Origin of the sequence: Butyricimonas sp. BSD2780061689_150309_C8 (assembly GCF_015560935.1) — a bacterium.
Lineage (GTDB): Bacteria > Bacteroidota > Bacteroidia > Bacteroidales > Marinifilaceae > Butyricimonas > Butyricimonas paravirosa.
The window spans coordinates 1-23,110 of the sequence record NZ_JADMSV010000019.1 but is presented as its reverse complement, the minus strand read 5'-3'; the positions used below and the strand labels follow the sequence as shown (position 1 = coordinate 23,110).

The window sequence follows — 23,110 nt, the reverse complement described above, 5'->3', positions numbered from 1 at the left end:
AATGTGTAGTGTTATGAAATGTTCTCGATGTGGTCATGATAATGATTCTGATGCGTTATATTGCGTGGAATGCGGTTTGGTGTTGAATGGAGCCCACTCGTGCAAGGCTTGTCATAATTGGTTGAATCCGGGATATAAATATTGCATCTATTGTGGGAAGAAACAAGGGGCTAACGTGGCAAAAATAGCCGGAATATCTACCTTAGTCGTTGTTCTGTTGGCGGTGGCTTTTGCCGTGTGGTATTTCTATCCTGTTAATACCCAGGAAACTCCCGTTGCCAATAATGACCAGATCATAGAGCTTATCCAGAAAAACTTAGGCGAGGTGTCTGCCGGACATGTAGATTTATCGCAACCACCCGCCCAGTTGAACACGGTTTTAAGTGACTTTGCCGCACCTGATTCCGTCTGCGTGGAGGATCGGTTTATCGGTCAGCGTTCTACTCCCAAGGAGTTTTTGAATCATTTATGGTTAACGGGAGAAGTATATCAGGTCATTTCCGTGACCAAGAATGATGCGAAGAAAATAACCGAATTAGTGGTAACAAAATGATATAACTATGATAAAGAGAGTTTTACTATTCACGTGCGTCTGTACGCTGGCCGTTTTGAGTACTTCTGCCCAGACTTTCAGGAATAAGTTATTCCCATCGAACGAGATTAGTGGTGAGGAATTTAAAAAGCAGGCCATAAACAAGATACAATCATTACAGAATTATCTGGAAGTCTTGGTAAAGAACGATCAGAATACTTCTAAAACAGCCAAGAACGCGGCAGTCGAAAATGCCGTACGTCTATTTTCAGATGAAAACCGTATCGTAGAGGTAAATTCAACATCCCGACCCAAGCCCCGGAAACTAAAAGTTCGTCAGTATTTGGTGAAACTTGCTTTCTTGTCCGAGAAAGTGTACGATAAAGTGACGATCCGTTTTTATGATGTCTTTTTCATTTCTAATTTCAAGAAACGTCCGGATGGGAAGTACGAGGCTGTGGTTTCCATGAGTCAAAAGTTTACGGGAGAAGGTGATCGTCCCTATTCCGATGTGGTGCAAAAGAACATACAGATCATACTTGTTCCTATTCAAAAGCCGGAAGGCACGTATTACGAAGTAAAACTGGGGGATATTTCGATCACGGATAATAATATATAATACCTTGAAAATACTGAATTTATATAAATACATCCTTCTCGTTATTTGTGGTTTACAGAGCGTTACTCTGGCGGCTCAAGGTTTTGACGATGATAGGGCGATAAATAACGTGTTGACGATGCGTGTTAAAATGCTGGACGAGTTTTTCCAGCGTTTTAACGGAAAATACACGGTACATGCATTTCAGCAGGAGAATTTAGATTCCGTTTTGTTGGAAAAGATGGCTACGGTAATGAAGGATCGGGAAATGATGATTCAGTTTCTGGTAAATCAACGAAACGAGAAATTGGTGGAAAGTCCGGTTGTAAAAGAATTCGTGAAACAGGTTGTGAAGGATTCCACCTTGTTGTCTTTTTATGATCCGGATTGGTATGCCGTGATTACCTGCAAAATCAAGATAAAGGGGAAGGAAGAACGCGTGAATTTGACGTTAAAAGTTCAACAGGGGGAACAGGGCGATAGCCGATGGGTTATCGTGGGATGTAGCCCTTTTAACGAGAAGGCTTTCACCCCGAAAGTAGATTCTCTTTTCTTTATCGGCCCGGCTAATAATGAATTGAACTTCATGGAACTTTCAAGTAATATGGTAGCAGACACTTCGTTAGTGACCTATTGGGCAAAGGGGATTCAGCCGGATTACCTGACTCTTTTCTCTTGGTTGACGTACAGCGGGACGGCAGAACTACAAAAAATCGAATCTATAAAGTACTATTGTTTGCAGGTGAAAAATTATATGTTCACGATTGAATTTTTCAACCGGGCCGAATACAATTCTGGCTGGCTGATCTCTTCCGTGCAGAAAATGAATAGCGAACAGAAAGTTGCCTTCCGAAAGGAGTCTCTTTTCGTGAAAGGAGAAGTTCTCCAGTGGAAATTGTTTCAAAGATAATCTTGTATAATCTCGCTTGATTTCGCTAAAGTTACATGAATTTTTCGTATATTTGTATGTTTTGTGTCGGGATGAAATTCCGGCTGTGAATGAACAGTTTAGCGGATATAAGAAATAGGAAAAAACAATTAAATATATCATATGAGTGAAGAATTAGAGCAGAACATGAGTGAAGAAATAGAGCAAACGAATAACGAGTATTCGGCTGATAGTATTCAAGTGTTGGAGGGGTTGGAGGCCGTTCGTATGCGTCCGTCCATGTATATTGGAGATGTTAATACGAAAGGATTGCATCATTTGGTGTACGAGGTGGTCGATAACTCGATTGACGAGGCGTTGGCTGGCTATTGTAAAAATATCGATGTAACGATTAACGAGGATAACTCGATCAGCGTGTCTGACGATGGACGTGGAATTCCGACGGGAATGAACCAGAAAGAGAATCGCTCGGCACTGGAAGTCGTGATGACGATTCTGCATGCCGGTGGTAAATTTGATAAAGGTTCTTACAAGGTTTCCGGAGGACTTCACGGGGTGGGTGTATCCTGTGTGAACGCACTTTCCACGAAATTGGTCGCAACCATTTATCGTGAAGGTAAAATCTGGTGCCAAGAGTACAGTAAAGGATTCCCGTTAGCAGATGTGCAAGTGATTGGCGAGACGGATCGGACGGGTACGACGATCTATTTCAAGCCGGATGATTCTATATTTTATGTAACAGAATATAAATATGATATTTTAGCTGCCCGTTTGCGGGAGTTGGCTTACTTGAACCGGGGTATCCGTTTGTCGTTAACCGATAAACGGACGATTGATCCGGACACGAACGAGTTTAAGTCAGAAGTTTTCTACTCGGAAAAAGGATTGAGTGAATTCGTGGAATACTTGGATGAAACCCGGGAGAAATTGATTGACGAAACCATTCATATCACGACCGAAAAGAATGGAATTCCGATCGAGGTGGCCATGCATTACAACACGGAGTTCAAGGAAAATGTTTACTCTTACGTGAATAATATCAACACGATCGAGGGGGGAACACACCTTGCCGGATTCCGTCGGGGAGTGATGCAAACCTTGAAGACGTATGCCGATAATTCCGGGATGTTAAGCAAGTTGAAGTTTGATATTAGCGGGGAGGATTTCCGTGAAGGTCTGACAGCTATTATTTCCGTGAAGGTGGCAGAACCTCAATTCGAGGGACAGACCAAGACCAAGTTAGGTAATACTGAGGTCGGGTCGGCCGTGGCTCAAGCAGTAAGTGTCGCATTAGCAAATTATCTGGAGGAACATCCGAAAGATGCCCGTGCTATCGTGGACAAGGTAATCCTTGCCGCACAAGCTCGTCATGCGGCCCGTAAAGCCCGTGAACTTGTGCAACGAAAGACGGTGCTTTCCGGTTCCGGTTTGCCCGGTAAATTGGCGGATTGTTCGGATAATAACCCGGAGAACTGCGAGATATTCCTTGTCGAGGGAGACTCAGCAGGGGGTACAGCTAAACAAGGGCGTGACCGTAAATTCCAGGCAATCCTTCCATTGAGAGGTAAAATCCTGAACGTGGAGAAGGCGTTGGCTCATCGCGTGTGGGAAAGTGAGGAGATCAAGATGATCTTCCAAGCTTTGGGAATCACGATTGGTACAGCGGAAGACAGTAAAGCGGTTAATTTGGAAAAAATTCGTTACCACAAGATCGTGATCATGGCCGATGCCGACGTCGACGGGGCGCACATTGCCACGTTGATCATGACATTATTTTTCCGTTACATGAGATCGGTAATTGAAAACGGTTACTTGTATATCGCAACCCCGCCTCTTTACTCCGTGAAGAAAGGAAAGGAGCAACGCTATTGCTGGACGGAAGAACAGCGTTTGCAATTGATCCAGGAAATGGGAGCGGGTAAAGAGAGCAGTTTGCATATCCAGCGTTACAAAGGTCTTGGTGAAATGACAGCAGAACAGTTGTGGGACACGACGATGTCTCCCGACGGCAGAACGTTGCGTCAGGTGACGATCGAGAATGCTGCCGAGGCAGACCGTATTTTCTCCATGCTTATGGGGGACGATGTGCCGCCTCGTAGACAGTTTATCGAACAGAACGCTACATATGCTAACATTGACGCTTAAGCGTCAATGTAGTTCCAAGTTGCAGGTTAATGGGTTACAGGTTTGTACTATTAATCTGCAATTTGTTTTATGAAATGAATGACTTACAACCTGTAACTTTTAATCTATGAAAATTTGTGTGTTTTGTGCATCATCGGAGAGTGTCGATAACGTGTATTTTAAGGCCGCGGCTGATTTGGGGAAAGAGATCGTGACACGGGGATGGGGGTTGCTGTATGGCGGAACAAATTGCGGGTTGATGCGTGAGGTGTCGGATGCCGTGAAAAATAGTGGGGGAGAGGTGACCGGGATCATTCCGCAATGCATCGTGGACCGGGGTGTTTCGGCAGAAGGTATTTCCGAATTAATCGTGGCTCCCGATATGAAAGAACGAAAGAGCATGATGCGTGAAAAAGCAGATGCTTTTATCGCTTTACCCGGGGGATGGGGAACGCTGGAAGAGATCACGGAAGTGATTACCTTGAAACAACTTGGAATACATAATAAACCAATTATTTTCCTTAATACGAACGATTTTTACGAGTATTTTTTCCTTTTTATCAGTAATATTCGCAAGGAAGGATTCGTGTCGAAGGCCTATGATGGGCTGTATGTCGTCGTAAATACGGTGGAAGAGGCTGTGGAGTATATCGAGAATTATCAGGCTAAAGATTTTTCAAGTAAATATTAAAAAAAACTTGTTTTTTTAATATTTATATTCTATATTTACAAAGCTAATATAGCGTATGAGTTGACTATTGTAGTGATACAAAAGTTTGGTTAGTTTAGTTTAGAATGTAAAGGGTGGCTTTTGTCACCCTTTATTTATTGGGATAAAATAGGTGATCTGTTAATTAATGTTTTGTGTGGCAAGTGTGAATGGGGCCTATTTCGTTAGTTATTCTTCTGTTTCTCAGTATACTCTCACTAGTGTTTCGTGCATAACTCCTCGATAAGTTACCGATAAGTTGCCGATAACTTACCGAGGCGGGGACGGTAACTTCTAGTTGATTTGTACCCGATATTTAATGATGCTAGGCGTGAGACTACGGTGAGACTATATTGAAACGCTCTCAAGAAAGAAAGGAAAGGAATCGCTTGAAAGCACCAAAGACAGAACGGAAAACATTCTGGGATAGATTCAAACGAAATTCATGAACAGAAAAGGAGTAACCCAAAAGTTGAATTTGTGAAATGGCTACGGCCTCTAACCCTTGTTACACGGGAGGGAAACCGCTTGGTAATCAGCTCTCCCCCTGTGTAAGGGGGAGCTGGAGGGGGTAGTATTACTCCATCAAACCTCGACCGACTTTTCTGATTTCATTCTTTTCTTTCAGAAGAGCCACAGTTTTGTCGAGAACACCATTAATAAACCCGCTACTTTTCGGGGAACAATAGTTCTTGGAAATCTCGATATACTCGTCCAGAGTCACCTTCACGGGGATAGAGGGGAAATATTTCAGCTCGCAGATTGCCGCATCCATGATTAGTTTATCCATGTCGGAAATACGGTCGAGTTCCCAGTTGGTAGTGAACTGATCCACTAATTCCAAGTTTTCCTTCATGTCGAGAATGGACTTCCGGAACAGGGTTTTCGCAAAACTCAAGTCTTCTTCCTCGTTATATAAGGAGATAAAGAAAACGGTGTCTTCAGAATAGCTTTCTTTCATATTCTTCACCGTTTTGTACACGATGCTCAACACGAGTTCGAAATCGTCATTCCAGAAAATATTCTTTTCTTCCATGGCTTGGTCGAAATCTTCATCTTCTGCGATTAATTCCGAGATCATGTCAAGCACGAGTTTCTTGTGATCCTCGTAAGTCATGCTGGGTTTGGACATGTAAAGTTTGAAAAAATCCATTTCCATCATGCGGTCATGCAGCAAGGCGACCACGTCTTGACACTCGTTCAAGGAAACCAGATTCGTGGATACATAGGTCTTGAATTTCCGGTTATTGGCAATTTGATTGATTACCGGGTTGTCAATAAAGCGGGTGTTCGGGTTTAACTCTCTTTGTGATGCAAGTTTCCGATTACGGGCAGCATCTATTTTTAAAAATGCACGACGTTGGATTTCCGTGATTAAGAGGAAAACGTGGTAGTATAAATCCGTACTTTTGGTTATACTTTTGAACAAATCTCTTTCCACTTCCGTAATTGTCACTCCCTCTTTCTTCGTGTAAGAATATAAAAGCTGTAAAACTTTAATTCTAATTAATCTTCTACTTGTCATTTTATAAAGAACTATATGTTTAAACCGGTGCGCAAAAGTACTAATTAAATTGAAAACGGAAAATTGAAAATGGAAAATTATTAGTACTTTCGCATGATTTATGCAATAAAGGTTGTAGGAATGATAAAGAACATCCATATAGGAAATTACGCTTTGATCGATAAAACGAATATCGAGCTAGAGAAGGGATTTACGATTATTACCGGGGAAACAGGTGCGGGAAAATCCATTTTGTTGGGTGCGATCGGGCTGACGTTGGGACAGCGGGCTGATGTTGCAGCCATTATGGATAAGAACAGAAAATGCGTGGTCGAGATCACGTATGATGTCGTGGGGTACGATTTACAGCCATGGTTTGCTGATAATGACTTGGATTATGACGACGAGGTGGTTGTGAGACGAGAATTGACGGCAGACGGCAAATCGAGGGCGTTCATTAATGATACTCCCGTAAATAACAAATTATTGAAAGAGTTCGGGAGTTTCTTGATCGACGTGCATTCGCAGCATCAGTCCTTACTTATCGGGCAACCGGAATATCAATTGGAAATACTGGATGCTTTTTGCGGTAATCAAGCGTTGTTGAAAGATTACCGGGTAAAATATACCCACCGACAGGGATTGTTATCAGAACTGACTTTATTAAAACAGCAGGCAAAGGAGGCCGAACAAGAGGAAGATTATTTGAAATTCCAGTTTAACCAGCTGGATGAAGCCCGTCTGCGAGAAGGAGAACAGCAGGAGTTGGAGGAAGAGCTGGCCGTGTTGAATAACGCGGAGAATATTAAATCTGCCTTTTCCGAATCGACGTATGTATTAACGGAATCGGATAATCCCGTTATTCAGGCCTTGAAAGGGGTGAAGAATCGGATGGCGACATTGGAGGGGATCGTGAAAGAGGCTGCCGACTACGAGCAGCGTCTGAGTTCGGTGATTCTCGAACTGGAGGATATAGCCGATGAATCGGAACGGATGGCGGAACGGGTGGAATACAACCCGACAAGAGTCGACGTGATCAACGAGCGATTGAACGTGATGTATGATTTGCTACACAAGCATCGGTTGGAAAAAGTCGAGGAACTGATCGCTTTAAAGGGGGAGTTAGGGAAGAAGTTGAAAGGAATACAATCCTTCGCAGAACAGATCGAAATATTGGAAAAACAAATTAAGTCCGTGGAGACAGAAATGGATTCGTTGGCGGGTAAGCTACATAAAGCCCGTGTGGCATCGGAGGAGAAATTGAGAGAAGAGATGCGGGGATTGCTGGTAAGCATGGGGATTAAACATGCCGTGTTCAAGGTTATGATCACCCCGTTGGATCATTTTACGACGACGGGAAAAGATGACGTGAGTTTCCTGTTTTCGGCGAACAAGAATCAGGAGCCGGGAGAACTGGTAAAAGTGGCGTCCGGGGGAGAAATTTCCCGGTTGATGTTGTCGCTGAAGTACATCCTGTCCCGCACGAAACAGTTGCCGGTCATTATCTTTGACGAGATTGACACGGGGGTTTCCGGGGAAATCGCTCACCGGATGGCCGAGATGATGAAAGAGATGGCCCGCCGGATGCAGGTGATCAGTATTTCCCATCTGCCCCAGATTGCTGCGGCGGGAGATCACCACTTTAAGGTATATAAAGAAGACGACCAGGTGGGAACAATTTCCCGTATCCGTCGTTTAACAGATGAAGAGCGGGTGGCGGAAATAGCCGGAATGATCAGCGGGAGTGTTGTCAGTGATGCAGCGTTGGAGAATGCCCGGTTGCTACTCGGTCAATTTTAATAGTAGAAAGAATTTTTTAATTTAATACAGTTTTATGAGTTACAATTTATTGAAAGGAAAAAAGGGGATAATATTCGGTGCGTTGAATGAGATGTCCATCGCGTGGAAAGTGGCGGAGAAATGTTTGGAAGAGGGGGCTGAGATCGTGTTGACGAACACTGAATTATCTATCCGGATGGGACAGATCAAGGATTTCGCGGAGAAGAATAATGTTCCATTGATTCCTGCAGATGCAACTAGTGAGGAAGATTTGGAGCGTTTATTTAAAGAAGCGATGGAATTGTTGGGTGGGAAGATTGATTTTATATTACACTCGGTAGCCATGTCGTTGAACGTGAGAAAAAAACGTCCTTACGATAATCTGGATTACGATTTTTTACAAAAAACATTGGATATTTCGGCTATTTCTTTCCATAAGGTTCTCCAGACGGCGAAGAAATTGGACGCGATTAATGAATGGGGGTCTGTTGTGGCGCTTTCATACGTGGCTGCACAGCGTACCATGTTCGAATATAATGATATGGCGGATGCCAAGGCGATGTTGGAGTCTATTGCCCGTAGTTTCGGGTATATTTACGGACGGGAAAAGCGGGTTCGTGTCAACACGATTTCGCAATCCCCGACGGTAACCACGGCCGGTAGCGGTATTAAAGGTTTTGATTCCCTAATTGATTTTGCAGAACGGATGTCCCCGTTGGGAAATGCCTCAGCCGACGAGTGTGCGAATTATTGTATCACCTTGTTCTCTGACTTGACCCGTAAAGTGACCATGCAGAATTTGTTCCACGATGGTGGGTTCTCCAGCATGGGTATGAGCTACCGGGCTATGCACCAGTATAACAAGAGTTTTGAAAACGGCGAAACGAAATAATTTCGGATTTACGATTTATGATTTCAGGTGTAGGCGTGGTAAAGAAAATCATAAATCGTAAGTCATAAATCGTAAATATAGTAAAGATGTTTTTATTTTTTGACACGGAAACGACGGGACTTCCGCAGCGTTGGAATGCTCCCGTGACGGACGTTGATAATTGGCCCCGGTTGGTGCAGCTTGCGTGGATTATGTGTGATGATAAGGGGAATATTATCGAGGAACGTAGCGATATTATTAAACCGGAAGGTTTTTCTATTCCGGTGGAGGCATCCCGTGTACACGGGATTACCACGATAAAAGCCCAAGAGGAAGGGCAAGATTTGTTATCCACCTTGGAGCTGTTTTCGGATAAGATAGATGTGGCCTATGCTTTGATCGGGCATAATATCAGTTTTGACGAATGTATTGTGGGGGCTGAATTCGAGCGGAAACGGATGATGACTTCTTTATTTCTGAAACCGAAATACTGTACGATGAAAATGTCCACGAATTATTGTAAATTGCCGGGTGGAAAACAGGGATTCAAATCTCCGAAGTTATCCGAGTTACACCAGGTTCTGTTCGGGGAGGGATTCGAGAATGCTCATGATGCTTTGGCGGACGTGCGGGCAACTGTTCGTTGTTTCTGGAAATTGAAAGAGTTAAAAGTGATTTAATATGGCGAAGAAACCGGAGTATAATTACAAGTCATTACAAACCGAATACGGGAAAATGCCACCGCAGGCCGTGGATCTGGAGGAGGCTATCTTGGGATCTCTGATGTTGGAGAAGGATGCGTTTATTACCGTGAGTGACTTCTTGAAACCGGAATGTTTTTATAAGGAGGCACATCAAAAGATATACAGGGGAATTCAAAACCTTTCTTTGAATAACGAACCGGTGGATATTCTTACCGTGAGCGAGGAGATGAAACGTTTGGGGGAACTGGAAGAGATCGGGGGATATTACTATTTGGCTCAACTGACTTCGAAGGTGGCATCCGCAGCTCATATCGAGTTCCACGCCCGTATCGTGGTGCAGAAATATATCCAGCGGGAATTGATCCGGGTATGTACCGATATACAGAACAAGGCATACGACGAGGCAACAGACGTGGCCGACTTGGTGGATATGGCTCAAAAGCAGGTGTTCGAAATTGCCGAGGGAAATATAAAAAAAGAGACAACGGCTATTAATGCTTTGATTGATGAAGCGATCAAGGGAATAGAGATTGCCGGTAAACGTGCAGATGGATTGAGTGGGGTTCCTTCCGGGTTCAACGCTTTGGATGAAGTGACTTCCGGTTGGCAGCCTTCCGACCTCGTGATTATTGCCGCCCGTCCCTCTATGGGTAAAACGGCATTCGTGTTGTCCATGACCCGGAATATGGCAGTGAACCATAACCAGCCCATTGCTTTATTCTCTTTGGAGATGTCTTCGGTGCAGTTAGTGAACCGTCTGATTGCTAGCGAGACCGAGTTGGGTTCCGAGAAAATACGTAATGGTAAGTTAAGCGAGGAAGAGTGGCAACAGTTACACTCGAAAATTAAGGCCTTGATCAAGGCCCCGATATACGTGGATGATACCCCAGCCCTCTCTATATTCGAGTTGAGGGCCAAGTGTCGCCGTCTGCAACAAAGATACGGAATCAAGGTGTTGATTATCGACTATTTGCAGTTGATGACTGCCGGGGCGGATATGCGGGGAAACCGGGAACAGGAGGTAAGTATGATTTCGCGGCAGTTGAAAATTATTGCCAAGGAATTAAATATACCGGTGATCGCCTTGTCCCAGTTAAATCGTGGGGTCGAACAACGTACGGGAGATGCCAAGAAACCGATGTTGTCTGACTTGCGTGAATCCGGGGCCATCGAGCAGGATGCCGATATGGTGCTTTTCATTCACCGTCCGGAACGTTACGGGATCATGGAGGACAGCATGGGAAACAGCTTGAAAGGAATTGCCGATATTATTATAGCCAAGCATCGTAACGGTGCGGTAGGGGAGATTCAGTTGCGGTTCCGTAACGAGTTGGCACAATTCTGTGATTTGGAAGAAGTTTCTCCGTTTGCATCGGGAGGTTCTACCGTGAAGACGGTTACTTTCGGCTCCCGGATGAACGAGGATGCGGCTCCACAAATGCCACAATTGGATTCCGATTTCCAGGAGGGAGGCAAGAGTTTCGAGAATCCGGCGAATAGTAGTAAAGCACCGTTTTAATAATTGAAAATGGAGAATTGAATATGAAAAATAAACTCCCTCCCCCCTTCGGGGTACTCCCTCTATAAACAGAGGGAGAGTTGAGTTACTCTTCATTTTTGGGAAGAGTCACCAGCTCCTCCTCTGTTTATAGAGGAGGTGGCAGCGAAGCTGACGGAGGAGTTCAATCTAAAATTTAAAATCTAAAATTAATCTATGCGTGATAAATTACTGTTTTTGCTAAAATACTATCTCTTTTGGATTGTATTTTCATGGGTGGCCAAGGTGGTGTTCTTGATATATCAATACAAGGAGACGGCCACTCTTACCGGACATGATTACATGATGATCTTTGCCAAAGGGTTCCGCATGGATCTTTCGTTTGGCGGATATGTGATTTTGTTGTCCTGTGTTCTGATGGCAATCGGTGTCTTTTTATCCGCAAAAATATTGAAACGTATTTTCTCCTGCCTGACGCTTTTGCTTTTAGTGGTATCAAGTCTGATTATCGTGGGAGATCTGGAATTATTCAAAAATTGGGGGTATCACATGGATGCAACTCCCTTGTTTTACTTGAAGACACCCGGAGAGGCGATGGCTTCAACTCCGACGGGGTTGATTCTGTTGCTCTTGTTACTCTATGCAGTCATGGTGGCTGTTTTTTACGCGATTTACCGCCGTTGGGTGGCCAAGACTTTTCGTACAGACAGACGGGAGGCATTATGGCACGGTGTCGTATATCTTATTTTAGGTGGTGTTGCGTTTATTCCCGTGAGAGGCGGTTTCAACGTGGCCCCAATGAACGTGAGTTTCGTGTTTTTCAATAACAAAAATATGTACGCGAATCAGGCTGCGGTTAATCCGGTATGGAACTTCCTGTATGAGGTAATGCATATTGACAAGGTAAAAGGAAATTATGCTTTTATGCCGGAGGATAAGGCTCAACAGTTGGTGGATAGCGTGTATGTGGAAACGGGAGATTATCCCAAGGTATTGAAAACCGATAAACCTAACGTGGTGGTACTCTTGTTGGAAACATTCACGTTAAACGCTTGGGACGCCATGCCTAATTTACAAGCAATAGCCAAGGAAGGGATATTTTTCTCTAATATATACGCAACCGGAAATCGTTCAGACCGGGGTATTTTGGGGGTGATCAGCGGTTTCCCCGCTTATCCGAATGCATCCATGTTGAAATACCCGAACAAGACTTATGAACAACCCCGTTTCCCGCTGAATTTCGAAACAGAAGGGTACTCTACTCGTTTTTATTATGCAGGGGATCTCAATTTTGGCGGCTTCCGTTCTTACGTGACCATGAGTTTTCAGGGTACAGTTACCGAGGATGATTTTTCGGGAGAGGCCATCGAGAACCGTTTCAAATGGGGGGTACATGACGGGTATATGCTTGATCGTCTTTACGAAGATTTACGAATTGCCCAAGTACCGTTCATGTATATGGCGTTTACTATGAGTAGTCATGAACCCTTTATCGTTCCTATGGAGACAAAGATTCCGGGAGATGATAGCGGTTCCAAGTTGAAGAATGCGATTGCGTACACGGATCAATGTCTGGGAGAATTCTTTGAAAAGTGTAAGAAATCGGGGCTTTGGGATAATACCTTATTCGTGCTGGTAGCCGATCATGGAACCCGTCACGTGGGGAATTTGCAACCTCATTTGCCGGAGGCTTATCGAATTCCGATGATCTTCACGGGAGGAGCGATGAACGTGCAGGATTCCGTGGTCAATACATTGGGATCTCAGACCGATATGGTAGCAACATTGTTTGCCCAGTTGGGAATGAACGCCGAGGCATTCCATTACAGCAAGAATCTGTTGAACCCGACGGCCAAACCTTTTGCTTTTTATTCTTTCACGAATGCGGCGGCAGTGGTGACGAATAACGGGGCATACATCTATGATCTGAAAACAAAAAAGCCGATAGGACCTAACACCAATCCCCAAGATGGAGAGTTATTGAAAGCTTATTTACAAGTTGTTGATCGGGATTTTAAAAAATGAATCAAAAGGGGTGGGTGTTTGGTAAACGACTTTTATCCCTCTCCCTTTTATAAATATTGCACTGCAAACAAAGTCAGATCGTCCGCCTCTTCATGGCTATTTCCGGTATATTCTTTCAGATCATCTAAGACGATATGAACCAGTTGTTGCGGGGTGTCACAAGGGTTGGATTCGATAACCTTTTTCACCCGTTCCTTCCCGTAAAAATGGCGTTCAGAATTCTGGGCCTCGGTCAACCCGTCCGTGTATAGGAAGAGCATATCGCCACTTTCCATTTGATAGCGGCTTTCTTTATACATGGTTCGCATAACACCGATTGGAATACCCAATGAATCTTCAAGGAATTTCACCTCTTTCTCTTCCCGTGTACATAGAATCGGGAAAGGATGGCCTGCGTTAGCATAAGATAGTATCCCGTTCTTTAAATCGAGAATACCGACGAACATGGTGATGAACATATCGTCTTCCACGTTGTCACTCATGTAATTATTAATAGTATTACAGATGTCCGAGGAAGTACGTTTCCGGGGAGCGATATAATTAAAGAGGGTGGAGACCGAAGCCATGTACAAGGCGGCCGGAATACCTTTCCCTCTCACATCACCCACGATAAAATAGAGGCAGTTTCTTTTCACGAAATAACTGTACATATCTCCGCCGACAGCCTTGGATTGTTCCAAACGGGCATACAGAGAGAAATGGAATTTCGAGATTCGGGGGATTGAGGGAAGGAATCTTTCTTGGATGCGTTGAGCTACACGCATTTCGCCTTCTATCTTCTCTTTTTCGATCGTGCTGATCCTAAGATTCTCGATCGATTCAACGATCCTTTTTTGCATATAGACAAATGATTCCCGTAGTTCCTGAATCTCGTCTTTATTCCCGATCATGGGTATAGGTTCATTGAAATTACCGTCAGCAATCATGCGGGTAACTGTTGAGAATTGTTTCAACGGGTAGAATAAACGCTTGATCACCCGGATAACCACCCAGAAGAGAAGAATCAAGCAGGAGATGCAACAGATCAGGATCAGATCGTTAATACGGGCGATAGAATCAAACACTTCGTGATGCGGACAGATAACAACCAATACCCATTTCGTGTGGGGCATATGTTTGAAATACACGAAGAAACGAACGTGATCAATGGATATTTCACCCGATCCGCTTTCTTCTTTCGTGGCTCTTTTGAGGATTTTTTCGTAATCAATATTTTTAGTTTCCGCGTATTTACGAATATCACTGAACATCCGGATTTCTTGATTCGGGTGGGCAATCAGAATACCGTTCCGGTTCATTAGATAGGCATAACCTGTTTTATAGAGAGACAGGTGATTGACAAAATCCGTGAATTCTTCTAAGAAAATATCCAGTCGTAGATACCCCACGAATTGACTTTTCGAATCATACATCGGCTCGAAACGGGAGAAAACCCGTTGCTTGATGTAGGAAAAACTGTAATAGTAGTTACTCCAATAAGATTTTCTTTGAGCATGGGCGTCTTTGTCCAAACGTTCCGTGGAAAAATGGATACTACCGTGTGACAATTTCTTGAAATGGACGGAGTCCTTATGGCGGTAAACAAACACATCATGATCTTTATAGCCCGGTTCGTATTCTAAGGCGCAACCACATATTTCGGGGGAGTTTTTCAATACGGACTTGAACGTGTTACGATCTCCAGCAATAAGCAGGTCTTTTATCGGCTCGAGTTTCAGCATGGAATTAATTCTTTCAATCACCCTGCCTTGTTCTTTAATTTGATTTTCTGCCTGTTCAGCGATTAGTTCCGAGTACATCGTGACATTTTTGTATTGTGATATTCTCGGCAATACATACAGGATGATAAAGATGACCAGAAATATGACCGTGCAAACGGATAATATATAGATGGTCAATCTGGTACTGAAAGAGTTTTTCCGGGAAGATTTCATTATTTACAATCGTTGGTTAACTTGATTAAGGTGATTTCCGGTCTTTGGCCGATACGTCCGGCGAATCCCAGGTAACCAACTCCCCGGGAGACGTACAATTGTTGGCCGTTTGCTGTATACAGTCCGTTATACTCCGGGTAGACGTACACTGCCGGGCTCCACCGGAAACTGCCGATGGTGATTCCCAGTTGCATGGCGTGCGTGTGACCTGCCAGCATGAGGTCCACGGGATAATTTAGTACCTCGTGTCGCCAGTGAGACGGGTCGTGAGAAAGGAGAATGACGGGATAACCGTCTGTTCCTTCCAAGGCTTGAGCTAATTTACCAAAACAAGGGAAGGGGGGAAGTCCCCAGTTTTCAACTCCGGCCAAATAAAGCGTATCCTTCGCGATGACAAGCGGGACATTCGTGTTATTCAGCATCGTGAAATCAGCCCGTTCCATATTCTTGAAAAACTGTTTCAGGTTATTCTCTTGGTCTGTTTTCGAGGGCCACTTCACGTAAGTACCGTAATCATGGTTCCCGGTCGTGGCATATTTGCCGTATTTGGCTTTTAATTTTTTTAAGGTTTCGATCCAAGGGTCCATTTCCGAGGCAAAACTATTTACCATGTCTCCGGTAAACACGATCAAGTCGGGATTTAACCGGTTTACTTCATCCACGAGTTTCGTGATGCCGGGATAATGTTCTCCGTAACTTCCCAAGTGTAAATCGGTTAGTTGTACGATGCGAAAATCATTGAAGGCGTCGGGTAGAGTTTTGATACACACGGTCTCCCGCTCAATTTTGTAGTTGTACCTGTACCACGTGATCCCGTTCAATATAACAATAAAAGAGGCTAGAGCTATACCTAGAGCCAGTCTGTTCACGATTCTGGCAGCCGGAATGCATTTAGCCTTCCGCAATAAAATGGAAAAGGCGTTTACAATGATATATAACGTCTTGGGTGTATAAAACAATAGGATAATAGAGATACATTTTTCTACCCAGAAATAGGCTTCCGGACCTTTTAGGGTCGGGATAAATAGGTGATACCACACGATACATGCCACGAAAAACAGGGAGTGCAACCAGAATAGGTACGAGTATATTTTTCGCGTGAAATAACGTCTGATCTGTAAGAATAGAAGCGAGTCGTTCAGTAACACGCAAAAGATACCGACTATTAGTATGAATAATCCTGTTTTCATGGTTAGTTATTTAAAAATAAGTGTTCCGAAGAATTCCGGTCGATGGAAATCCGGTTTTTTCGTTGGAATCGGGTTCCACGTGACAAAGTGAGGGTGGGGAAGTTTGTTCCCGCATTTATGAATATTTCCCCTGATCGTGGTTCCGGAAGTGGGCATAAAAGTGTGTTTGAAAAAAGCCGTGTGAGGGAATCTGATAATCAGTGACCATTGATAAAAAGCTTCATCTTGATTCTCATTGTTGAATTTTATGGTAGAATCCCTGAGAATGGTGGTACTTATTTGCATTGGCATTAGGCTGCGATTCTCTCTACCCGTACCGTAAGCGCATAAGATCGTGCCGATCGCATTGATTTCAATATTGTAGTATCCGTCCCCATCTTCCAATTGGATGAAAAGTTCCACGCAGGAATCTTCCCACACGTGTCCGCAATCCGTGATTTCCGTGGCTCGGAATTCATTTTCATGCACGTCAAATTTCAAGAAAATGTGCTGTTCGTTATAAGCAATCCGGAAATGGATGTCCGGGCGATAAGGATAGGTATCCGGCCAGTTTACTTCCTTCAAGGTGATACGATTACATTCTCGGTCCAGGTGGTAGCTTAACACTTGTAGCGTTTCGTTACTTGCATACGGGGGAAACTTGACAATATCAATGGTATCCATGGCTTAGAACGAAAATAAGACGTGTCAGGAAGTTCTTCCTGACACGTCAGTTTAAAATTTATTTAGAACAATCCGGTGATCTTACCGTTGTTATCTATGTCAATTTTTTCGGCAGCGGGAATATCCGGTAAACCGGGCATTCTCATGATACTACCCGTAATCGGGATGATGAATCCGGCTCCGGATGCAATCTCGATCTGGCGTACCGTTACCACGAAATCTTTCGGACGGCCAAGTAATTTCGGGTTGTCCGATAATGATTTCTGGGTTTTGGCGATACAAACTGGGAGCTTATCCAAGCCCAAGTCCATCACTTTCTTCAAGTCGGATTTAGCCTCTGCTGTGTAGTCAATAGCGGCTGCACCGTACAATTCTTTGGCAATGGTTTCAATTTTCTTTTCAACACTCCATTCCCAATCGTACAATGGTTTCATGCTACAAGTACATTGTTCTGCCACTTTGGCAACCAAACGAGCCAGGTTCTCCGCACCTTCTCCACCTTTTGCCCATACTTCAGCCACTTCCATGGGAACGTCAAGCTCTTTACATTTCTCGGCAAGGAATGCAATCTCCTCGTCGGTATCTGTGATGAATTTATTGATGGCAACAACGGGGCAGATATTGAATTTCTTCATATTTTCGACCTGCTTTTCCAAGTTGGCCACACCTTTCTTCAAGGCTTCTAAGTTCGGTTCTTTCAATTGGTCCAGTTTGGCTCCCCCGTGGTATTTTAATGCCCGAACGGTGGCCACCATAACGACAGCACTGGGTTTTAACCCAGCTTTCACACACTTGATGTCGAAGAATTTTTCTGCACCGAGGTCAAAACCGAATCCGGCCTCAGTCACCACGTAGTCGGAGAGGGTTAATCCCATGCGAGTAGCGATGATCGAGTTCGTTCCTTGGGCAATATTCGCGAATGGGCCACCATGTATGATAGCCGGGTTGCCTTCCAAAGTTTGTACCAAATTCGGTTTAATTGCGTCCTTTAATAAGGCCGCCATTGCACCGTGTGCGTGTAGATCCCGGGCATAAATCGGTTTCTTGTCGAAGGTGTAACCGATAAAAATGTTACCCAGTCTGTTTTTCAGATCCTCGAAATCATCCGACAAGCAGAGAATGGCCATCACCTCGGATGCCGCAGTAATGTCGAATCCGGTTTCCCGTGGGATTCCGGCAGACGTACCCCCCAAGCCCACGATAATATGGCGCAAGGAACGGTCATTCATATCCATCACCCGTTTCCAAGTTACTGTACGAGGGTCAATATTCAAAGAATGTGTTTTACTTTGAATATTATTGTCGATAAGGGCGGATAGCAGGTTATGAGCTTTTTCGATAGCACCAAAATCACCCGTGAAGTGCAGATTGATGTCTTCCATTGGAACGACTTGAGAGTAACCACCACCGGTGGCTCCTCCTTTGATTCCAAATACCGGGCCAAGTGAGGGTTCACGTAGTACGACCGTTGCTTGTTTTCCTATCCGGTTCAATCCTTCCGTAAGACCAATGGAGATTGTTGTTTTACCCTCTCCGGCAGGAGTTGGTGATATGGCAGATACAAGTACCAATTTTTTGCCGTCTATCTTTGATTTATCAATCAAACTTAACGGTAATTTGGCTTTATATCTTCCATAAGGTTCCAATAAATCTCTGTCTATGCCTAATTTATCCGCAATCTCGTAAATCGGTTTTATCTCGATCGAGTTTGCAATTTCAATATCTGTTTTCATGTTTATTAATTTTAGTTTCAAATTCCAAGTTACAAGTTCTAGGTTAATTTAGTTTACTGATTTTCTTGTAACTTGTTTCATTTTTTTATTTTAAAATAAATTTAAGTGTACCGATTTGTTGATTATCCGAGAACAGATCGGCCACGTATTCTCCTTTCGTCAGACTACCGTCATTCGGCCAATAGATGGCAACATCCAATTTTTCTCCCTCGTACGTGATCTCTCTTCTGGCAGAATAGGTCAGGGAGGCATTCTGGAATTTAAAGAATGATTTGCTGGATGCAGCCAGTACTTCACCATCCGGACGAGTAATCCGCAAGTAGATCATTCTAGGACCTCGTTTTGCCGTGATGTTACGGGAAATGGTGAAGTCTGCCTTTAATTGGAAACACTTTTTCAACGTGGTTTCCTTGTCTCTTTTGTTGATCGGGTAAATGTGGAAGTTTTCGACGGCCAGCGTGTTGGCTTTTTCAAGTGTCTCTTCCATTTTTTCTGTCTTCTTTTCTAAGGTCTTATTGCGTTCGCGTACCCAGTCCATCTGTTTCTTCACCTCTTTGTTTTCGGCAAGGAGCTTTTGATTCAGTTGGTTCAGCGAGTCGATTTGTACCACGTAACTTCTTAAAACGGTTTTTAAAGTTCCGATCTCGCGTTTGTAACGATTAATTTCAGCGTAAGAATCATTTCGGAATTTTTTCATTTTATCCATCAATGTGGCAATCTTTTCTTGCTCGTGTACGAGCTTGGCGTTTAACGTGTCGTTGTCTGTTTTCAGGTTATCGTAGTGGTGGCTCAAATCGGTCAATTCTTGCTGCAATTCCTCTTTCTCGGCCGTAATAGCAATCATATTTTCCCTGTTCTCCTTTTTCTCCACGAGGAAGAACACGAAGAGTACAATTAAAACCGCGGACAACACCCCAATAATTATCATTAACGTCTTATCTTTCTTGCTTTTAGTTAAATTCTCATTTTCCATATTCGTTTCCTGTTTTATGTTATAGTCAAAGCTTGGTTATTCTTTTCAACAAATATAAGTATAAAACGTTATAGAAAGGAGAAAGGATTAGAATTTATAAAAATTTAGCACTTGTTTATTTGTAAAAAAGTGCGTAATATTGTGAATGGCGTTTTTTAGGGTCTAAAATATAACAAGTGAATTTTATGACAGAAGAGTTTTTGCAGTATGTATGGGCGAATTCGCTTTTCACGAGTACGGTGTGTGTGTCAACCAAGGGGAAAAGAGTAGAGATTTTGAATGTCGGTTTTCAGAATCGGGATGCCGGACCGGATTTCTTTAATGCTAAGGTGCGTATCAATGATGTCGTGCAAGTGGGAAACGTGGAGATTCATCAGAAAGGAAGTGATTGGTTCCGTCATGCTCACGAAAAGGATTCGGCCTATAATAATGTTATTCTCTCCGTGGTGGGTGAGGCAGACATGGAAGTGTACGATTTTCGTGGCCGAGAAATTGATGCGATTACCCTAGTCTATGATAATCGGTTATGGGATGAGTATGTTTTCATGCAGGGAGTTCCTGTTGAACCCCGTTGTCATCGACACTTGAAAGAGATTGATTCGACCCGCTTGGAAATGTTGTTCACGGGGTACGCGATCGAGCGGTTGGAACGTAAATGTAAAGATATTCAGGTGATGTTGCGGGAGACTAAAAATGATTGGGAGGAATGTTTCTACCGGATGTTGGTACGGTATTGGTCTGGGAACGTGAACGCTGATGTTTTCGCTCAGCTGGCTCAAAACTTATCTTACAAAAAAGTGGTTCGTAGTAGTGAATCTCTTTTCCGGGTGGAGGCGTTGCTTTTAGGGTATGCCGGTTTGTTGGCTGACGTGCCGGAAACAGACGAGTATGCTTTTGGTTTGCGGGAGGAGTACGAGTATCAAGCAGCCAAATTCCAACTGGAAGCCATGAATGTTTCTCAATGGAAATTTATGCGGATTCGTCCGATAGCTTTTCCCACGGTTCGTTTGGCCTTGCTGGCCTCTTTGATGATGCGTTTCAATTTCTTGCTTTCCAGTGTGCTGGATGCCTCAGACGTGTCGGAAATTTATGGTTTACTGGACGTAACCGCCTCTTCCTATTGGGATACTCACTATAAATTAGGAGTGGTTTCCGTGAAACGGGTGAAGAAATTGGGGAATAGCATGAAGAACGTAATTATTATCAATGCCTTGATACCGTTCCTATTCATTTACGGGAAAGAACGGGGGGAAGAACGATATTGTGATAAGGCGTTACGATGGCTGGAAGAGTTAAGGGCGGAACGTAATCATATTTCGGATGCGTGGACCCGTTACGGGGTACAGGTGAATTCCGCTTTACAATCCCAAGCTTTGTTACAAGTAAAACGAGAATATTGTGATGCACATCGTTGTCTGCATTGTAAAATAGGAGCGGAAATATTCCGTCGGGTAGGAAGAGGTTGATTCGACACTAATTGAGTTCCTGTTTCAGAACATCCGGCAGTTCGATTCCTCGCTTTTCCAAGCTGATAAACCAATCGGATAACTCTTCGGGACGAATCGTGTAGAGGATTTCCCGGAACTGGTCGATTTGTTGATCATTGAAACTGGCGGAGGGAATACCCCTGTATTGATCGAGTTCTTCATCATCGAAATATTCGATCTTTTCATCTATTTTTTTCAGCCCTTTTTCACAGATGGCATGAGCCCCACAACAATCAGCAGGGGGAGCCACGACGGGAGGCTCTTCTGTTTTCGTTTTTGATTTTGAAGAGTATGTAAAAAGGGCAACTATTACTAGTAGCCCTATTATGCTGATAATGATATAAATCATTTTTAATTACCTGCTAAGTTCTTTTTTCAGAAGATTTACTTGGTTTGTCAGTTTTTCAACCTCTTGGGTTTTCTTGGTTAACTGGCTCTTGGCATCTGCTAACTGTTTTTTTACCCCGGCAATCTCTTTTTCCAAACGGGCAATCTCGCTGTCTTTGAATTTGAGGCTCGATTTGATGTGTTCTACCTCGTTGCTCAATTTGCGGTTGTCCCAGTCAGCGTTGGTTTTATAGTCAGTCAACTGTTTCCGGATTTGATCCCGCTCCTCGGTTGTTCTTTTTAGTTGAAGTTGTAGTTCAGCTAGTTGTCCTTCGCTGCTTTGTACTTTGGATTTTACCTGTTCTGACACGTCTTTTAACTCTGATTTTAAGGCCGATTCCTTGCTCTGTAAAGCACGTAATTGGGTGTTCAGGTCATCAATCTGTTTGTCCTTGGCGGCATTGTTCGCTGTCAACTGGTAACGAACAGCGTTGAAGTCATCTTTCAGTTTCTGCATTTCGGATTCCAATGATTTTTTGTCATTCTCCAAAGTTGCCACTTCCCGATCAATGCTCCTTTTCGCTCTGGCTAACTCCTCGTATTTCTTTTTAGAAACACAAGAGGAAAGAAGTAATGTAAATATTAAGATGCCTGATATATAAAATAATCCTTTTCTCATATTTGAAATGTTTTAATTGAACTTTTCTGTTGTCGTGTGACAAAAGTAGTAAATAATTTGTGTATAACAAAGAATGTAGGGGATGCCAGAATCTTAATTTATTGTTAATGAAAGGCGATCTGGTGTATTTTTGAGTGTGATGTGCGATAAACATGGTCTGTTTTTTGGCCGGTAACGGCAAAAACAACTACCTTTGTTTGAAATCTGAATGTAAAACTTGCCGATAATTTTAATATGGAATATATTTCAGTGAATGAATTTGCTAGGAAATACGGTATTTCGGAGCGTACTGCACGCAACCTATGATGCGATATGTATATTTGTTTTGTATAAAACATATTCTATTTTCTTGGTTATAATTGCGAAATAGCTATCTTTATGCTGGAATGTAAATTTGTTTGAATAGAAATGCAAGATAGATCAGTCTATCTCTGAAATTCAAACTTAAAACAAAATATGTAAGTATTTAATAAAGAATACGACGTGAATAAGAAAGATATTAGTTCAAATGAACGCAAGAAAAGTAATGATCAAAATGCAGTTAGCTTGTTTGAGCAGGTTCGCCATAAAATCATACTTCTTAGGGATTGTCAAGTGATATTGGATACTGATATTGCCGGGTTGTATGGGGTAGAAACAAAACGGATAAATGAGGCGGTTAAGAACAATCTTGATAAATTTCCAGAGGGTTATATGTTCAGATTGACTAATGAGGAAGTGAATAATTTGCGGTCGAAATTTTCGACCCCAAATATCTCGTCTAAATCTCGTGTACTCCCAGCTGCTTTCTCAGAAAAAGGGTTGTATATGCTGGTGGAAAATATAAAGTCACTTGACCCACTATTATACTCTAAATTGACCCATCAAAAAAATATTAGAATTAAGTAGAGA

Annotated in this window: 20 protein-coding genes; 12 read left to right on the top strand and 8 right to left on the bottom strand. The window is 43.2% G+C overall.

Annotation, left to right across the window (positions count from 1 at the left end; genetic code table 11):
- Window positions 1–13: 13 nt before the first annotated feature.
- From I2I33_RS13910 to I2I33_RS13890, 5 genes are all read left to right on the top strand, one after another.
- Window positions 14–553, top strand: coding sequence for a zinc ribbon domain-containing protein (locus tag I2I33_RS13910; protein ID WP_162613736.1), 540 nt, complete (start codon window positions 14–16; stop codon window positions 551–553).
- A 7-nt stretch (window positions 554–560) separates the two neighbouring features.
- Window positions 561–1,151: a hypothetical protein gene (locus I2I33_RS13905; protein WP_087420300.1), complete on the top strand. Its 591-nt coding sequence runs from the start codon at window positions 561–563 to the stop codon at window positions 1,149–1,151.
- Between the two features lie 4 nt (window positions 1,152–1,155).
- Entirely contained in the window at window positions 1,156–2,040 is an 885-nt protein-coding gene (locus tag I2I33_RS13900; RefSeq protein WP_140402559.1) for a hypothetical protein, read from the top strand.
- 165 nt (window positions 2,041–2,205) lie between these two features.
- The gene (gyrB, locus tag I2I33_RS13895) at window positions 2,206–4,164 is read left to right on the top strand and encodes a DNA topoisomerase (ATP-hydrolyzing) subunit B (RefSeq protein ID WP_087420644.1); all 1,959 of its coding nucleotides are present in this window, start codon (window positions 2,206–2,208) and stop codon (window positions 4,162–4,164) included.
- A gap of 106 nt (window positions 4,165–4,270) precedes the next feature.
- A complete protein-coding gene (locus I2I33_RS13890) occupies window positions 4,271–4,834 on the top strand; it encodes a TIGR00730 family Rossman fold protein (RefSeq protein WP_087420298.1) in 564 nt (187 codons plus the stop codon).
- Between the two features lie 595 nt (window positions 4,835–5,429).
- Here I2I33_RS13890 and I2I33_RS13885 read toward each other — a convergent pair.
- Window positions 5,430–6,377, bottom strand: a complete 948-nt coding sequence (locus I2I33_RS13885; protein WP_195666820.1) for a transcription antitermination protein NusB — start codon at window positions 6,375–6,377, stop codon at window positions 5,430–5,432.
- A gap of 120 nt (window positions 6,378–6,497) precedes the next feature.
- Here I2I33_RS13885 and recN point away from each other — a divergent pair, with 120 nt between their 5' ends.
- From recN to I2I33_RS13860, 5 genes are all read left to right on the top strand, one after another.
- Window positions 6,498–8,156 (top strand): DNA repair protein RecN, encoded by a 1,659-nt coding sequence (recN, locus tag I2I33_RS13880; protein WP_087420642.1) that lies wholly within the window; start codon window positions 6,498–6,500, stop codon window positions 8,154–8,156.
- Between the two features lie 34 nt (window positions 8,157–8,190).
- Entirely contained in the window at window positions 8,191–9,027 is an 837-nt protein-coding gene (locus I2I33_RS13875) for an enoyl-ACP reductase (RefSeq protein ID WP_087420297.1), read from the top strand.
- 86 nt (window positions 9,028–9,113) lie between these two features.
- Entirely contained in the window at window positions 9,114–9,686 is a 573-nt protein-coding gene (locus I2I33_RS13870; protein WP_087420296.1) for a 3'-5' exonuclease, read from the top strand.
- Window position 9,687: 1 nt separating this feature from the next.
- Complete coding sequence (gene dnaB / locus I2I33_RS13865) at window positions 9,688–11,229, top strand: replicative DNA helicase (RefSeq protein ID WP_027200254.1); 1,542 nt, start codon at window positions 9,688–9,690, stop codon at window positions 11,227–11,229.
- A gap of 195 nt (window positions 11,230–11,424) precedes the next feature.
- Entirely contained in the window at window positions 11,425–13,233 is a 1,809-nt protein-coding gene (locus tag I2I33_RS13860; protein ID WP_087420295.1) for an LTA synthase family protein, read from the top strand.
- A gap of 47 nt (window positions 13,234–13,280) precedes the next feature.
- Here I2I33_RS13860 and I2I33_RS13855 read toward each other — a convergent pair whose 3' ends face one another.
- The 5 genes from I2I33_RS13855 to I2I33_RS13835 all read right to left on the bottom strand — a co-directional run bounded on the left by I2I33_RS13855 (window position 13,281) and on the right by I2I33_RS13835 (window position 19,726).
- Entirely contained in the window at window positions 13,281–15,032 is a 1,752-nt protein-coding gene (locus tag I2I33_RS13855) for a SpoIIE family protein phosphatase (RefSeq protein ID WP_162613735.1), read from the bottom strand.
- Between the two features lie 134 nt (window positions 15,033–15,166).
- The gene (locus tag I2I33_RS13850) at window positions 15,167–16,357 is read right to left on the bottom strand and encodes a metallophosphoesterase (RefSeq protein ID WP_087420293.1); all 1,191 of its coding nucleotides are present in this window, start codon (window positions 16,355–16,357) and stop codon (window positions 15,167–15,169) included.
- A 6-nt stretch (window positions 16,358–16,363) separates the two neighbouring features.
- The gene (locus I2I33_RS13845; RefSeq protein ID WP_087420292.1) at window positions 16,364–17,020 is read right to left on the bottom strand and encodes a carbohydrate-binding family 9-like protein; all 657 of its coding nucleotides are present in this window, start codon (window positions 17,018–17,020) and stop codon (window positions 16,364–16,366) included.
- A 62-nt stretch (window positions 17,021–17,082) separates the two neighbouring features.
- Window positions 17,083–18,753, bottom strand: coding sequence for a formate--tetrahydrofolate ligase (locus I2I33_RS13840; protein WP_087420291.1), 1,671 nt, complete (start codon window positions 18,751–18,753; stop codon window positions 17,083–17,085).
- Window positions 18,754–18,838: 85 nt separating this feature from the next.
- Complete coding sequence (locus I2I33_RS13835; RefSeq protein ID WP_087420290.1) at window positions 18,839–19,726, bottom strand: coiled-coil domain-containing protein; 888 nt, start codon at window positions 19,724–19,726, stop codon at window positions 18,839–18,841.
- A 185-nt stretch (window positions 19,727–19,911) separates the two neighbouring features.
- On the opposite strand from I2I33_RS13835, the gene I2I33_RS13830 reads away from it, so the two are divergent.
- A complete protein-coding gene (locus I2I33_RS13830; RefSeq protein ID WP_087420289.1) occupies window positions 19,912–21,192 on the top strand; it encodes a DUF2851 family protein in 1,281 nt (426 codons plus the stop codon).
- A gap of 7 nt (window positions 21,193–21,199) precedes the next feature.
- Here the strand turns inward: I2I33_RS13830 and I2I33_RS13825 are convergent, their stop codons facing one another.
- Both I2I33_RS13825 and I2I33_RS13820 read right to left on the bottom strand, forming a co-directional pair.
- Window positions 21,200–21,562, bottom strand: coding sequence for a hypothetical protein (locus I2I33_RS13825; RefSeq protein WP_087420288.1), 363 nt, complete (start codon window positions 21,560–21,562; stop codon window positions 21,200–21,202).
- A 6-nt stretch (window positions 21,563–21,568) separates the two neighbouring features.
- The gene (locus I2I33_RS13820; protein WP_087420287.1) at window positions 21,569–22,219 is read right to left on the bottom strand and encodes a hypothetical protein; all 651 of its coding nucleotides are present in this window, start codon (window positions 22,217–22,219) and stop codon (window positions 21,569–21,571) included.
- A 483-nt stretch (window positions 22,220–22,702) separates the two neighbouring features.
- On the opposite strand from I2I33_RS13820, the gene I2I33_RS13815 reads away from it, so the two are divergent.
- Window positions 22,703–23,107 carry an ORF6N domain-containing protein gene (locus tag I2I33_RS13815; protein WP_317193316.1) on the top strand — a complete coding sequence of 135 codons (405 nt, stop codon included), beginning with the start codon at window positions 22,703–22,705 and terminating at the stop codon, window positions 23,105–23,107.
- The last annotated feature ends 3 nt before the right edge of the window (window positions 23,108–23,110 follow it).

Coding starts and splice junctions, on each gene's coding strand:
- I2I33_RS13910 (WP_162613736.1), top strand. CDS start 14: ATGAAATGTTCTCGATGTGGTCATGATAATGATTCTGATGCGTTATAT.
- I2I33_RS13905 (WP_087420300.1), top strand. CDS start 561: ATGATAAAGAGAGTTTTACTATTCACGTGCGTCTGTACGCTGGCCGTT.
- gyrB (WP_087420644.1), top strand. CDS start 2,206: ATGAGTGAAGAAATAGAGCAAACGAATAACGAGTATTCGGCTGATAGT.
- I2I33_RS13890 (WP_087420298.1), top strand. CDS start 4,271: ATGAAAATTTGTGTGTTTTGTGCATCATCGGAGAGTGTCGATAACGTG.
- I2I33_RS13885 (WP_195666820.1), bottom strand. CDS start 6,377: ATGACAAGTAGAAGATTAATTAGAATTAAAGTTTTACAGCTTTTATAT.
- recN (WP_087420642.1), top strand. CDS start 6,498: ATGATAAAGAACATCCATATAGGAAATTACGCTTTGATCGATAAAACG.
- I2I33_RS13875 (WP_087420297.1), top strand. CDS start 8,191: ATGAGTTACAATTTATTGAAAGGAAAAAAGGGGATAATATTCGGTGCG.
- I2I33_RS13870 (WP_087420296.1), top strand. CDS start 9,114: ATGTTTTTATTTTTTGACACGGAAACGACGGGACTTCCGCAGCGTTGG.
- dnaB (WP_027200254.1), top strand. CDS start 9,688: ATGGCGAAGAAACCGGAGTATAATTACAAGTCATTACAAACCGAATAC.
- I2I33_RS13860 (WP_087420295.1), top strand. CDS start 11,425: ATGCGTGATAAATTACTGTTTTTGCTAAAATACTATCTCTTTTGGATT.
- I2I33_RS13855 (WP_162613735.1), bottom strand. CDS start 15,032: ATGTACTCGGAACTAATCGCTGAACAGGCAGAAAATCAAATTAAAGAA.
- I2I33_RS13850 (WP_087420293.1), bottom strand. CDS start 16,357: ATGAAAACAGGATTATTCATACTAATAGTCGGTATCTTTTGCGTGTTA.
- I2I33_RS13845 (WP_087420292.1), bottom strand. CDS start 17,020: ATGGATACCATTGATATTGTCAAGTTTCCCCCGTATGCAAGTAACGAA.
- I2I33_RS13840 (WP_087420291.1), bottom strand. CDS start 18,753: ATGAAAACAGATATTGAAATTGCAAACTCGATCGAGATAAAACCGATT.
- I2I33_RS13835 (WP_087420290.1), bottom strand. CDS start 19,726: ATGGAAAATGAGAATTTAACTAAAAGCAAGAAAGATAAGACGTTAATG.
- I2I33_RS13830 (WP_087420289.1), top strand. CDS start 19,912: ATGACAGAAGAGTTTTTGCAGTATGTATGGGCGAATTCGCTTTTCACG.
- I2I33_RS13825 (WP_087420288.1), bottom strand. CDS start 21,562: ATGATTTATATCATTATCAGCATAATAGGGCTACTAGTAATAGTTGCC.
- I2I33_RS13820 (WP_087420287.1), bottom strand. CDS start 22,219: ATGAGAAAAGGATTATTTTATATATCAGGCATCTTAATATTTACATTA.